This is a genomic window from Micromonospora sp. WMMD1120 (assembly GCF_029626235.1).
In the GTDB taxonomy this organism is placed as follows: Bacteria; Actinomycetota; Actinomycetes; order Mycobacteriales; family Micromonosporaceae; genus Micromonospora.
Window position 1 is genome coordinate 2,011,990 of the sequence record NZ_JARUBO010000005.1, and the last position, 13,470, is coordinate 2,025,459.

The window sequence follows — 13,470 nt, forward strand, 5'->3', positions numbered from 1 at the left end:
GAGAGCAGGCGGCCGAGCGGCGTGTGAGCTGCGCGCGCGCCGGCCGGATACCATCATGTCCTCGGGACCCGAGGAGGAGCCGGTGAGCGTGCTGCAACGCTTCGAGAAGCGTCTGGAAGGCCTGGTCGAAGGGGCCTTCGCCAAGGTCTTCAAAGGGGTGGTCCACCCCGTGGAGATCCTCAACGCCATGCAGCGGGAGGCCGAGGCGCACAAGGCGATCCTGGCCGGTGGGCGCACGTTGGTGCCCAACCGCTACGTGATCGATCTCTCGCCGTTCGACCACAGTCGGCTGGCGCCGTACGCCGCCGCGCTGGCCCAGGAGTTGGCCCAGTCGCAGGCGGAGTTCATCGGCGAGCAGGCGTGGACGGTCTACGGCGACGTGATCGTCGAGATCGAGCGAGGCGAGGGCCTGGACACGGGCATGTTCCGTGTCACGGCCGAGGTCTACACCGGTGGCGAGGTCGCCCCGGTGTCGGCGCCCGGCTACGACGCCGGTCCGCCCGCCTACCCCGCGTACGACCAGGGTGGCGGCTACGGTCCGCCCCCCGGGCACGGTGGCGGTCGCAACGTGCGACTGGTGTCCGGCGACGGCCGCACCTATCCCCTCCAGATGGGGTCGACGGTGATCGGTCGCGGCGACCAGGCCAACCTGCGCCTGCCCGACGTCGGCATCTCCCGACGACACGCCCGGCTGGATTTCGACGGTGGGCAGGTCGTGCTGACCGATCTGGGCTCGACCAACGGCACCATGGTGAACGGGCAGCGGGTCTCCGCCGTCGCGCTCAACCCCGGTGACATGGTTCAGCTCGGCACGACGACGCTGACCTTCCGCGTGGACGGCTGACCCGCCTTGCCGGAGCTGGTCATCACCGTCGCCCGGTTCGGGTTCCTGATCCTCCTGTGGATCTTCGTGTTCACGGTGGTCGGTGTGATCCGCCGGGATCTCTTCGCGGGCGCCCGGTCCGGTCGCCTGGTGGCCGCGCCGCGCGCGGTGGGCGCCTCGACGGGGCAGGCGGCCAAGCCGGCGAAGGTGAAGCGGGGCAGGGCGGCGCACCAACTGGTGGTGACAGCGGGTCAGCTGGCCGGCACCAGGATCACTCTCGGTGAAGCGCAGATCACCATCGGTCGGGCTGAGGACTCCACCCTGGTCATCACCGACGACTACGCCTCCGCGCGACACGCCCGGCTCGTGCCGCGCGACGGGCAGTGGTACGTCGAGGATCTCGGCTCGACTAACGGCACGTACCTCGATCGCGCTAAGGTCACCGGACCAACCCCCGTCCCCCTCGGCGTGCCGATCCGGATCGGCCGCACTTCCCTCGAATTACGGCCATGACTCTGACCCTGCGCTATGCGGCCCACAGCGACCGCGGTCTGATCCGAGACGGCAATCAAGACTCCGTCTACGCCGGGCCGCGGTTACTCGCCGTTGCCGACGGCATGGGCGGTATGGCCGCCGGTGACGTCGCCAGCAACATCGTCATCGGTGCCATGGCGCCGCTCGACGAGGACGTCCCGGGGGACGCCCTCGTCGACGCGTTGCGTTCGGCAGTGGGCACCGCCAACCAACAACTCCGTGACACGGTGGACGCCAACCCTCAGTTGGAGGGGATGGGGACCACGCTGACGGCCACCCTCTTCACCGGCAGCAAGCTGGGCATGGTCCACATCGGCGACTCCCGGGCCTATCTGCTGCGCAACGGCGAGTTCGCGCAGATCACCAAGGACGACACGTACGTCCAGATGCTCGTCGACGAGGGCCGCATCAGCGCCGAGGAGGCGAGCAGCCACCCGCAGCGGTCGCTGCTCACCCGTGCGCTCGACGGTCGGGACATCGACCCGGAATACTCGGTGCGGCAGGTCCTGCCCGGTGACCGGTACCTGATCTGTAGCGACGGTCTCTCCGGCGTGGTCAGCGCCGAGACCATCGGCGACACCATGCGGGAGTACGCCGACCCGCAGCAGTGCGTCGAGCGGCTGGTGCAGCTCGCGCTGCGTGGCGGCGGTCCGGACAACATCACCGTGATCATCGCCGACGCGACGGACCAGGACATCGTCGAGGCGAGCCCGATCGTCGGCGGCGCCGCCGCCCGCGACCGGGGCATGGCGACCTCCGCCGACGACTCGACCCCGGCCGCCCGGGCCTCGGCGCTCTCCGCGCCGCGTCCGGCCGCGCCCGAGGAGCCGACGGCGTCGGACGACGACCCGGAGCGGCCGAAGCGCCGTCCGGTACGGACCGCCGCCATGGCGCTGGCCCTGCTGGTCATCGTCGGTGGTGCGGCCTTCGGCGGCTGGACGTACACCCAGCGGCAGTACTACGTGGGCGCCACCGACGAGGGCCAGATCGCCGTCTTCCGTGGTGTCCAGGGTCAGATCGCCGGGATGGACCTCTCCAGCGTGCACCGTCGCAGCGGCACCCGACTGGAGGACCTCACCGTCGCCGCGCAGGACACCGTCAAGGTCGGCATCCGGGCCAAGAGCGAGCCGGACGCCGAGCGGCAGCTCGCGGAGCTGACCAGCGACACGCCGAACAACCCCAACCTGAAGCCGCTCTGCCCGAGCGACCCGAACGCCACGGTGGGCGGCACGCCCACGCCGCCGCCGGTCGGCGCCACTCCGACCCCGAACGGCAGCCCGAGTGGCCCGGCGACGCCGACGCCCAACGGGGTCGTCAGCGGCAGCCCGACCGTCGGTGCCTCCACCCCGGTCGGTGCCAACGGCTCGACCACCACACCCGACGTCTCGCCCTCCGACTCGGCCCCGCCGGCGCTCGACCCGGCCGGTTGCCGGTCTCCCGAGTGAGCGTCGGCTGAGATCCTGAGGACTCACCCGTGACCGTAGCGGCCACACCGGCATCCTCGCCCGCCACCGCGGGCGAGCAGTCCGGCGTACGCCTGGCGCGGTCGCGCCGCAACGCCGAGCTGTCCCTGCTGCTGCTCGCGATGGTGTTGGTGGCCGCCTACGGGGCGACCGTCGAGGCGAACCTGCTGGACACTGTCACCCCGGACTTCTGGATGCCCGCCGCCGCGCTCGGCGCGGTCTTCCTCGGTCTGCACCTGGTGATCCGATTCCTCGCGCCGTTCGCCGACCCGGCCCTGCTGCCGGCGGTGGCCCTGCTCAACGGGCTCGGGGTGGGCTTCCTGCGCCGCATCGACCTGGGCGAGGCCCCGGTGGCCGATCGGGAGAGCCTGGCCGTCTTCGCGGGGCAGGGCGGGCGTCAGTTGGCCTGGACGCTCGGTGCGGTGATCCTCGCCGCCGGCCTGCTCGCCATCATGCGCGACCACCGCTCGATCTCGCGGTACGCGTACACCCTGGGGTTGGCCGGTATCGTGCTGGTGATGATCCCGGCGGTGCTGCCGTCGAGCATCTCCGAGATCAACGGCGCGAAGCTGTGGGTCCGGGTGGGCAGTTTCTCCATCCAGCCAGGCGAGTTCGCCAAGTTGGCGCTGCTGGTCTTCTTCGCCTACTACCTGGTGCGTAAGCGCGAGGTGCTGTCGCTGGCCAGCCGACGCTTCCTCGGCATCGACTTCCCGCGTGGCCGCGACCTCGGCCCGGTGGTCGGCGTCTGGCTGATCAGCGTCCTGGTGCTGGTCTTCGAGAAGGACCTGGGCACGTCGCTGCTCTACTTCGGCATGTTCGTGGTGACGCTCTACATCGCCACCGAACGGGTCAGCTGGTTGCTGATCGGCCTGGTGCTCTTCTTCGGCGGCGCGTACCTCGCCTACGTCCTCGGCTCGACGGTCGGCGGCCCGTTCGCCAACTTCTACCTGCGGGCGGAGATCTGGCTCGACCCGTTCGCCGACCCGACCAACAAGGGCTACCAGCTCGTGCAGGGCCTGCTCGCGCTGGGCACTGGCGGCCTCTTCGGCGCGGGTCCCGGCGGTGGTCAGCCGGAGATCCTGCCCGAGGTGCAGAACGACTTCATCTTCGCCGGTATCGGCGAGGAGATCGGCCTCTTCGGCCTCTCCGCGCTGCTCGTCGTCTACCTGCTGATCGTGGAGCGCGGGCTGCGCGCCGCGCTCGCGGTGCGGGACTCGTTCGGCAAGCTGCTCGCCGGCGGTCTGGCCTTCACCCTGGGCCTTCAGGTCTTCGTGATCGTCGGCGGGATCAGCAAGCTCATCCCGCTGACCGGTCAGACCACGCCGTTCCTCTCCGCCGGTGGGTCGTCGCTGATGGCCAACTGGTTGCTGATCGCGGTGCTGTTGCGGGTCTCCGACGGCGCCCGCCGGCCGGTGACCGGAGGCGGCGGCAAGGCGGTCCGGCCCAGCGGTGGCCAGCCTGAGCAGTTGCACGGTGCCCCCACGGAGGTGATCAAGCCGTGAACGCACCACTGCGCCGGGTCGGCGTCGTCGTCATGGTCCTGTTCGGCCTGCTCTTCGCCAACCTCAACTGGATCCAGGCGTACAAGGCCGACGAATATCGGACGAGCGACTACAACGGTCGGGTCCAGGTCGCCGAGTACGACCGCAAGCGCGGCAACATCGAGGCCGGCGGCACGGCCCTGGCCACCAGCAAGGAGACCACCGGCAACCTGAAGTTCCTGCGCACCTATCCCGGCGGCGCCAAGTACGCCCACGTGCTCGGCTACAAGCCGGTCAACCTGGCGGACCAGGGCATCGAGCGGGTGGAGAACGACTTCCTGGCCGGCACCAGCGACCAGCTCATCGGCGACCGGTTGAAGGACATGTTCACCGGCGACGACACCGGTGGCGGCAACGTGCTGCTCACGCTCTCCAAGCGTGCCCAGGACGTGGCGTACGACCAGCTGCGCAACAACGAGGTGGGCGCGAAGCGGGGCGCGGCGATCGCCATCGACCCGCGTACCGGGGCGGTGCAGGCGTTGGTGTCCATGCCCAGCTTCGACCCGAACCCGCTGGCCAGTCACAACGGCACCGAGGCGGCGGCCGCGTACAGCAAGCTGGAGCAGGACCCGGAGGGCCCGCTGAAGAACCGGGCGCTCTCCGAGACGCTGCCGCCCGGCTCCACCTTCAAGATCGTCGTGGCGGCGGCGGCGCTGGAGAACGGCGTCACCAAGTCGACCCAGATCCCGGCCGGCCCCAGCTACACCCCGCCCACCTCGGGCAGCCCGATCCGCAACGCCGCCGCGTCGATCTGCCCGGAATCGCAGGTCACCCTGCTGAGCGCGGTGACCGAGTCGTGCAACACCGGTTTCGCCCAGCTCGGCGTACGCCTCGGCGCCGACACCATCAAGGAGAAGGCCCGGCAGTTCGGCTTCGAGCAGGACGACCTCACCGTCGGCCAACTCGGCGAGGACGGGCTGCCCACGGCGGCCAGCCGGACCGGCGACATGCAGAACCCGGACGGCAGCACCGATCCGGCCGCGCTGGCCCAGTCCTCGATCGGCCAGAACAACGTCCGGATGACGCCGCTGGAGGGCGCGATGATCGCCGGCGCGATCGCCCACAACGGCAGTCAGATGCGGCCGTACCTGGTCCGGCAGTTGCTCGCCCCGGACCGGACGACCAGCTACTACACCGCCAAGGCCCGGGAGCTGCGCCAGCCGGTCAGCGCGCAGGTCGCCGGCGACCTGCGGGACATGATGGTCAGCGTGGTCCAGAACGGCACCGGCCGGAAGGCCGCGATCAGCGGCTACACGGTCGGCGGCAAGACCGGCACCGCCCAGTCCGCTCCGGACCGGCCGGACCACGGCTGGTTCATCGGCTTCGCGCTGGACAAGAACGGCACCCCGGTCTCCGCGGTCTGCGTCATGCTGGAGCAGGCCGGTCCCGGCGGCAGCGCCGAGGCGGCCCGGATCGCCGGCCAGATCATGCGGGCCGCCATCGCCGATCCGGGGGGTCGCTGACATGCTCAGCCCCGGCGTCCAGCTCGGCAACCGCTACCGTCTCGACGAGCGGATCGCCAGCGGCGGCATGGGCGACGTCTGGCGCGGCACCGACCAGGTGCTCGGCCGGACGGTCGCGGTGAAGAGCCTGCTCCCGGCGTTGCTCGACGACCCGGACTTCGGCGAGCGGTTCCGCGGCGAGGCCCGCACCATGGCCACCATCAACCACCCGGGCGTGGTGGACGTCTACGACTTCGGCAACGACCAGCAGATCGCCTTCCTGGTCATGGAGTACATCGAGGGTGACGCCCTGTCGTCCACCCTCAGTCGGGTCGGTCGACTCACCCCGGCCCGGACGATGGCCCTCGTCGCGCAGGCCGCCGACGCGCTGCACGCCGCGCACGCGAAGGGCATCGTGCACCGCGACGTGAAGCCGGGCAACCTGCTGGTCCGACCGAACGGCACGCTGGTGCTCACCGACTTCGGTATCGCCCGCTCCGACCTGGTCGGTCAGCTCACCGCCGCCGGCTCGGTGCTCGGCACCGCCTCCTACATCTCGCCCGAGCAGGCCACCGGTGGGGTGGCCACTCCGGCATCCGACGTGTACGCCCTCGGCGTGGTGGCGTACCAGTGCCTGGCCGGTCGGCGGCCGTTCGAGGGTGACAACCCGCTGGACATCGCGATGCGGCACGTCCGGGAGACCCCCCGACCGCTGCCCGCCGACATCCCCCCGCAGGTGCGCGCGCTCGTGGAGCGGGCGTTGGCGAAGGACCCGGCCGCCCGCTGGCCGAGCGCCGCCGCGCTGGCGGGTGCCGCCCGGCAGCTCAAGGCCGCGCTCTCCCAGCAGGCCCGCACCGGCAACGCCGGACCGGTCTCGGCGGCGCCTGCCTCACCCGCCGCGCCCGGTCGGGCCCAGGTGCCGCAGCCGCGCCAGATGCGTCCGCCCGCCGCCCACCCACCGGCGGTCGGGCCGAGGCCGACCGCTGTCGCACCGGTTCAGCAGCCACGCCCCACCACCGTCGCTCCGGTGGTGCAGGCGGGGCGCCCGCCGGCCGCCCCGGGTGGTTACCCGCGAGGTGCCGCTGCGGTGCCGTCCGGGCCGCCCCGACAGGACCACCCCCCGGCGTACGCCCGACCGGCCGGTCCGGGAGCGCCGGCCCCCGAGCCCCAGCGGTCCCGGCCCGGAATGGTGCTCCTCGCCATCCTGTTGGCAGTGCTGGTCCTCGTGTGCTCCGGCGTGATTTCCTACAACCTGCGAAAGCAGTCGCAGGCCGGCGCGGCAGCCGGTCTGGCACCACGCACAGTGACGTCCGGCGCGCTGCGACCCGACGGGCGCGACGATTCCACCTGGACGTCGTACCGTCGGGAGATGCGACTCCAGCCCGGCGACGGCGGGACGACGACGAGCGAAGGACGACAGACGCGATGACAGCGCAGGCCCGCCTGCTCGGTGGCAGGTACCAGGTCGGCGAGCTGCTCGGCTACGGCGGCATGGCCGAGGTGCACCGCGGTCGCGATCTCCGGCTCGGTCGGGATGTCGCGATCAAGATGCTCCGCACCGACCTCGCCCGGGACGCGACGTTCCAGATGCGGTTCCGCCGGGAGGCGCAGAACGCCGCCTCGCTCAACCATCCGGCGATCGTGGCGGTCTACGACACCGGCGAGGAGACCGCGCCGACCGGCGAGACACTGCCGTTCATCGTGATGGAGTTCGTGAACGGGCGGACGCTCAAGGAGGTGCTCGGCGCCGAGGGCCGGCTGCAGCCGCGCCGTGCGCTGGAGATCTGCGCCGACATGTGCGCCGCCCTGGAGTTCAGTCACCGGCACGGCATCATCCACCGGGACATCAAGCCCGGCAACGTGATGCTCACCCAGACCGGCCAGGTCAAGGTGATGGACTTCGGCATCGCCCGCGCGCTGGCCAGCGGTGCGACCACCATGACGCAGACCAGCGCGGTGATCGGCACGGCGCAGTACCTCTCGCCGGAGCAGGCCCGCGGCGAGGCGGTCGACGCCCGCTCCGACGTGTACGCGGCCGGCTGTGTGCTCTTCGAGCTGGTCTGCGGGCACCCGCCGTTCGTCGGGGACAGCCCGGTGAGCGTGGCCTACCAGCACGTACGGGAGACGCCCCCGACCCCGAGCGACATCAACCCGGACGTCACCCCCGCCGTCGACGCGATCGTGCTCAAGGCGCTGTCGAAGAACCCGCTCAACCGTTACCAGAGCGCCGGCGAGATGCGTGCCGACCTGCTCCGCGCCGCCGCCGGCCGGCCTGTGCTGGCCACGCCGGTGCTGCGCGAGGCGGAGACGGTGGCGATGGCCCCGGCCGGCGCCGGAGGCGGTTACCCGGCACCTTCCCGTGGGCCGCAGACCGGGCAGATCCCCGCCCGGGTCGGCGACCCACGGCAGCGCAAGGCGTCCTCCTGGCTGATCGCGACGTTCAGCGCGGTCGGCGTGTTGGCGGTGATCGCGCTGGTCGCGGCCCTGCTCTGGAGCCAGCAGCAGGACAAGGACCTGAAAGCCGTGCCCACCCTGACCGGCAAGAGCCAGGCCGCAGCGATCACCGAGATCCAGGCCGCCGGGTTCGCCCCGCAGGTGGGTGAGGCCGTTCTGACCAGTGACTGCACGAAGGACACTGTCGTCAGGCAGGACCCGGCTCCGGCGACCCGGCTGGAGAAGGACCGCACTGTCACCATCCAGGTCTGTGGCGGCAAGCCCGAGGTGGCCGTTCCCGCCGGGCTGAAGGGCAGCAAGCGGGAGAGTGCCATCGCCCGGCTCACCGAGGCGAAACTGAAGTACGAGATCAAGACGGTGGACGACGAGGCGAGCGAGGACGAGGTCCTCAGCGTCGATCCGGCGGAGGGGGAGCGCGTCCCCGAGGGCACTCAGGTGAAGCTCACCGTCTCCAACGGCAAGGTCCGTGAGGTGCCGGACGTCGTCGGGCTGAGCCAGGACGAGGCCACCCGCGTCCTGCGGAACGCCGGCTTCACCGTCGTAACGCAGGACGGGCCGGAGGTGCCCGCCGCCGAGGCGGGAAAGGTCACCGACCAGAGCCCGAACGGCAAGGAGAAGAAGCCCAGCGGCACCAGGGTCACCATCAAGGTGAGTCAGCCGGAGCCGGAGACCGACCCGACGCCCACCGCGACGCCGAGCGGCACCCCCTCGGGCACCCCGACCCCGCCCGGCACCGGTGGTGGGGGCGGTCTGCCGTTCCCGCCCCCGCCGGGCCGGCCCGGCGAGGAATAGGCAACGACCGGGATGACCGATCCGGCAGCGCCCCCGGCCGGGGCGGTGCGATGGTGGCGTCGACGTCGCCGGTGGTTCGCTGTCGCGGGCGTCGCGGTGCTGCTGCTCGCCAGCCTCCCGTGGCTGTGGACGACACTCACCGCGCGCGGTCACCTGCACGACGAGGCCGACGCGCCGGCCGCCGATGTGGTGATCGTCCTCGGCACGGCCGTCGCGCCTGATCGACAGCGGCCCGGGGACCGGCTGACCGGTCGGCTGGAGACCGCCGCCGAGCTGGTGCGGAGCGGGCGGGCCACCGTCGTCCTGGTGTCCGGCGACGGGGGTGGCGCATCGGGCGACGAGCCGGCGGTGATGACGAGCCACCTCGCCGAACTCGGTGTCGAGCCGCGCCGGGTGGTGGCCGACCCGTTCGGCCTGGACACCTACGACAGTTGCCTACGGGCGCGGGAGGTGTACGGCGTCCGGCGGGCGCTGATCGTCACCCAGTCCTACCACCTGCCCCGGGCGGTGACGCTGTGCCGGCACCTCGGCCTCGACGTGGACGGGGTGGCCGCCCGCTGTGACGGCTGCGGGCCCGTCCTGCTCGCCGGCAAGGCGGTTCGGGACTACTTCGCCAGCAGCAAGGCGGCGTGGGACGCGCTCCGTGGCCGCCCGCCGGCGGTGCGCTCACCCGCCGACCCGGCCGTCGAGCGGGCGCTGCGGAGCTGACCCCTCAGGCGGTGGCGAAGGCGGCCAGACGGCGGGCGTCGACCTCGGCGGCCAGCGCCGGTGCCCGCTCCAGCGCCTCCGGGTGACCGCAACCGGCCAGCCAGTTCGCCAGCATCAGGTGGCCACCCTCGGTCAGCACCGACTCCGGGTGGAACTGGACGCCCTCGATGGGCAGCGTCCGGTGCCGCATGGCCATCACCACGCCGGAGCCGGTCCACCCGGTGACCTCCAGCTCGTCCGGCAGCGTCTCGGGCAGCACGGCGAGCGAGTGGTAGCGGGTGGCGGTGAACGGGTCAGGCAGGCCGGCGAGCACACCGACCGACTGGTGCCGCACCTCGGACGTCTTGCCGTGCAGCAGCTCGGGGGCGCGGGCCACCGTCGCGCCGAACGCCTCACCGATCGCCTGGTGGCCGAGGCACACGCCAAAGATGGGCAGCTTGCCCGCGTACTCCCGGATGACGTCGAGGCAGATGCCGGCCCGGTCGGGGCTGCCCGGACCGGGTGAGAGCAGGACGCCGTCCGCGCCGACAGCGCCCACCCCGGCGACGTCGATCTCGTCGTTGCGGCGGACCTCGCAGTCCACACCGAGTTGGCCCAGGTATTGCACCAGGTTGAAGACGAACGAGTCGTAGTTGTCGATCACCAGGATGCGCATTGTCACCTGCTCGGGGAGGACGAGGACGGCACCGGATTGTTCTGGTCCGTGTCGTACGGGATGTCGTGCTCGTCGCCGGCCGGGGTCTCCCCGGTCACCGGGTCACCGCCGCCGCCGGTCTCGGCGGGTACGCCGGACTCGACCTGCACGTCGTCGAAGGGCAGCAGGGGCTCGGCCCAGGGGAAGGCGACATACCACAGCAGAGCCACCGTCGCCGCCACGAGCAGCACCGAGCCGGTCAGCTTGCCGGCCAGGCCGAACGGCAGCTTGCGCCAGATGAAGGCGTACATCGGGTCAGCCTCCCAGCTCCGCCGGACGGCCCGCCGACTTGGGTTGGGTGCGGTCCAACTCGGCGTGGATGATCAGGCGCTGGTAGTTGTCGAACTTCGGATTGCACGTGGTCAGCGTGAGCATCCGCTTCGTCGGTTTCTTGTCCGGCTGGCCGGGGACCGGTGCCACCACCTCGACCTGTGTCGGCCGGACGATCCGGGACTGCGACACCCGGTAGACGTACCAGTCGGTCTTGCTCTCGACCACGATCGGGTCGCCGTCGTCGAGTTCGTCGAGCCGCCAGAAGGTGGCCCGGTTGCGGTGACCGGCGACGGAGAAGTTGCCGACCTGGCCGGGTAGCGCGCTGGCCGGGTAGTGGCCCGGCGCGAAGCGGATGTCCTCCTGCGTGACGCCCTCGACCACCACCCAGTTCTTCTCGAGCTTGGGGATGTAGAGGCCGGCGAGCGGCTTGCCGCGGACCGGCGGGGACGGCTTGGCGCTCGGCCCGGCCGACGGGACGACAGTCGGGTCGCCGGTGGGACCCCACGCCTGCGCCAACTCGTTGGTGAGGTCGTTCTGGTGGGCGTCGACGATGGCCGACTTGCCCCACACCTCGTAGCCGGCGAAGAGCAGCACCACCAAGCCGAAGGTGATCAGGACCTCGCCGGTGACGCGCACGCCGGTGCGGATCCGCGAGCCGAGCGACGGGCGGGTGAGTTCGGAGTAGACGCTCTTGTAGCCCTCGCCGGTCTGGTGTGGACGGAGCTGGACCACCCGCTCGCCGCGCCGGGGTTGGGGAGGCTCGTTGGCGCTGTCGCCGGTCGGCTCCTCCGGGACCGCCGTCCGGGGGACGGCCCCCATCAACGCCGTCGAGTCCATCGCTGGCGGCCTGCTGGCAGGCGTGCCGGACACTGCGGGGATCAGCGCCGTGGCGGACGGGTCCGATTCGGCGGCCGGCAGGCGGCCGGTGCCGCTCGGCGGGACGCGGCTCGGCCCGGTCGCGGCGGAGCCACCCGGCCCGGAGGTCGCAGTTCCGTCCGGTGCGGCCGGCGAGACCGGGGTCGCCGGGGAGCCGGTCGGTCGGGCGGCCACCTTCGGGATGAACGCGGTCGGCGAGTCGGCGACCGGGGCGGTCGGGGCACCGGCCGGTGCCGGACGGCCCGGCGGACCGGCGGTCACCGACCGGCTCGGCGGGGCGTTGGGGGGCAGCGGTTGGGTCGACTCGGCGCTCGACGCGGGCGATTGGACTGAGGGAACGGAGGTGGCAGGCGGCCGGGCGGTGGTGTCGGGGGCGCCGGGCCGGGCTATCGGGGCAGCGGGTCGGAGCGGGCCGTTACCGCTGGCGGCCGGCGACGGCGCGGCGGGTCGAGGCGGGTTCGGCGGGGTGGTGGCCGGCGCACCCGTGGCGGGACCGGCGGAGACGGCGGAACCGCCCTGCGGACCCGGCCGCTGAGCCGCCGCGCCCGGCCAGGCAGGCGGTGCGAGGGCGCCCGGACGGTCGGCGGCCTGCGTGGGCCCGTTTCGGCCGACACCGGGGCGCGCCGGCTGGCCCTCGTGCGGACGCTCGCCAGAAGCCCTCTGGCCGGTACGCGGCGGCTGCTCGGCACGAGGCGCGGGACCGGTACGCGGCGGCTGCGGCACGGGGGCGGGCCAGTTGCCGGCGGGCGGTCGTCCGGCGGGCGGCGTCTCGGGCTGGTCGAGCTTGTGCAGGAACACCGTCGGCTCGTCGGTCTGGTTCCGGTGTCGCCCGTCGCGGCGGTCGTCCGGCCCGCTCACCGGGGCACCGTCGCGGAGCGCAGGGCGGTCGAGTCCTCGAATGCGGGCACGCGCACCGTGGAGGCTGTCTCGTTGTAGCCGAGCTGGTAGTCGTCGACCGCGTCCTTGAACAACCGGACTCCCTCAGAGCTGGCGAGGGCCTGCTGGAGGGCAGCGGGGTCGCCGATTGCTACGATCTTGAACGGTGGGGAGTACACCCGGCCGTGCAGCAGCAGGGTGTTACCGACGCAGCGTACCGCGCTGGTGGTGAGCACGCGGACGTTCATGATTGACATGGCCTCGGCGCCGCCGGCCCAGAGCGCGTTGACCACCGCCTGGACGTCCTGCTGGTGCACGACCAGGTCGTCGTTGCTGGCGTCCGACTGGGTCTGCTCCAGCTGTGGGGCGTCGTTCAGCTCGACGGTGACCCCGGGACCGGTGAGCGCTGTGAAGCCGGCGGCCTGGAGGCTGCCCTGGGCGCGATTCTGCTGCTCCTTGATGGGCGCGTCCGAGCCGGCGAGCGTGTCGGTCCGTTGCTCGACCTCGCCGCGCAGCGTGGCGGCCCGGCGTTCGCTGGCGGCGACCTGCTCGCGCCGGTCCTCGATGAGCTGGTTGAGCTGGGGCCGCCGATCCTCGCGCAGGGCGGTGCCGTCGGCGGTGGTGGCGGAGGTGGTGAAGAGCAGTCCGGCCGCGGCGGCGATCAGGGGCACCCCGATCGACCAGCCCGGGCGGCGTTGGCGTGGTCGCCGGGGCAGCAGCCCGGCGGCGGCCCGTCGGAGGACCTTCTGCCAGGAGGTTGCGCCGGATGTGTACTCCACCGAGCGTTCCTTCCGCGTGTCGGGGGTCAGCCCGCTCCGGCTGTGCCGGTGATGCGAACAGTCCCGCCTCTTTCGGTCACTCCGCGCACCGGCTTGACCCCATTCGTGGTCCGGACGGTCAATCGGGACTACGCTAGCTGTCGAACATTATTGGCCATGGACCGTCGCCCCCGCGCCCGGTTGTCAGGCCGGACGAGGTCGTCACCCCCTCTGGA

The 13,470-nt window shown here is 72.1% G+C and carries 12 protein-coding genes; 8 read left to right on the top strand and 4 right to left on the bottom strand.

Translation table 11 applies throughout. The features are described 5' to 3' along the window. Nucleotides 1-55: 55 nt before the first annotated feature. Genes O7634_RS09540 through O7634_RS09575 form a run of 8 tightly spaced genes read left to right on the top strand, consistent with a single transcriptional unit; the run spans nt 56 to nt 9,757 of the window. Nucleotides 56-844, top strand: a complete 789-nt coding sequence (locus tag O7634_RS09540) for a DUF3662 and FHA domain-containing protein (RefSeq protein ID WP_007454122.1) — start codon at nt 56-58, stop codon at nt 842-844. 6 nt (nt 845-850) lie between these two features. After that, nucleotides 851-1,336: an FHA domain-containing protein gene (locus O7634_RS09545; RefSeq protein WP_088986981.1), complete on the top strand. Its 486-nt coding sequence runs from the start codon at nt 851-853 to the stop codon at nt 1,334-1,336. Beyond that, nucleotides 1,333-2,802 (top strand): protein phosphatase 2C domain-containing protein, encoded by a 1,470-nt coding sequence (locus O7634_RS09550; RefSeq protein ID WP_278149771.1) that lies wholly within the window; start codon nt 1,333-1,335, stop codon nt 2,800-2,802. The genes O7634_RS09545 and O7634_RS09550 overlap by 4 nt, the downstream gene beginning before the upstream one ends. A 29-nt stretch (nt 2,803-2,831) precedes the next feature. Further along, a complete protein-coding gene (locus O7634_RS09555) occupies nt 2,832-4,322 on the top strand; it encodes an FtsW/RodA/SpoVE family cell cycle protein (protein ID WP_278149772.1) in 1,491 nt (496 codons plus the stop codon). After that, nucleotides 4,319-5,824 carry a penicillin-binding protein 2 gene (locus O7634_RS09560; protein ID WP_278149773.1) on the top strand — a complete coding sequence of 502 codons (1,506 nt, stop codon included), beginning with the start codon at nt 4,319-4,321 and terminating at the stop codon, nt 5,822-5,824. Before O7634_RS09555 ends, O7634_RS09560 begins: the two co-directional genes overlap by 4 nt. A gap of 1 nt (nt 5,825) precedes the next feature. Further along, entirely contained in the window at nt 5,826-7,232 is a 1,407-nt protein-coding gene (locus O7634_RS09565; protein WP_278149774.1) for a protein kinase, read from the top strand. Next, complete coding sequence (gene pknB, locus O7634_RS09570) at nt 7,229-9,049, top strand: Stk1 family PASTA domain-containing Ser/Thr kinase (protein ID WP_278149775.1); 1,821 nt, start codon at nt 7,229-7,231, stop codon at nt 9,047-9,049. The genes O7634_RS09565 and pknB overlap by 4 nt, the downstream gene beginning before the upstream one ends. Before the next feature lie 12 nt (nt 9,050-9,061). Then, nucleotides 9,062-9,757, top strand: a complete 696-nt coding sequence (locus O7634_RS09575; RefSeq protein WP_278149776.1) for an ElyC/SanA/YdcF family protein — start codon at nt 9,062-9,064, stop codon at nt 9,755-9,757. Between the two features lie 4 nt (nt 9,758-9,761). On the opposite strand, the gene O7634_RS09580 is transcribed toward O7634_RS09575, so the two are convergent. The 4 genes from O7634_RS09580 to O7634_RS09595 are packed head-to-tail and all read right to left on the bottom strand — an operon-like array spanning nt 9,762 to nt 13,255. Next, nucleotides 9,762-10,412 carry an aminodeoxychorismate/anthranilate synthase component II gene (locus O7634_RS09580; RefSeq protein WP_278149777.1) on the bottom strand — a complete coding sequence of 217 codons (651 nt, stop codon included), beginning with the start codon at nt 10,410-10,412 and terminating at the stop codon, nt 9,762-9,764. A 2-nt stretch (nt 10,413-10,414) separates the two neighbouring features. Continuing rightward, nucleotides 10,415-10,702 carry a hypothetical protein gene (locus O7634_RS09585; RefSeq protein WP_278149778.1) on the bottom strand — a complete coding sequence of 96 codons (288 nt, stop codon included), beginning with the start codon at nt 10,700-10,702 and terminating at the stop codon, nt 10,415-10,417. 4 nt (nt 10,703-10,706) lie between these two features. Beyond that, the gene (locus tag O7634_RS09590) at nt 10,707-12,458 is read right to left on the bottom strand and encodes a class E sortase (protein ID WP_278149779.1); all 1,752 of its coding nucleotides are present in this window, start codon (nt 12,456-12,458) and stop codon (nt 10,707-10,709) included. After that, nucleotides 12,455-13,255: a DUF881 domain-containing protein gene (locus O7634_RS09595; protein ID WP_278149780.1), complete on the bottom strand. Its 801-nt coding sequence runs from the start codon at nt 13,253-13,255 to the stop codon at nt 12,455-12,457. Before O7634_RS09595 ends, O7634_RS09590 begins: the two co-directional genes overlap by 4 nt. Nucleotides 13,256-13,470: the final 215 nt, after the last annotated feature.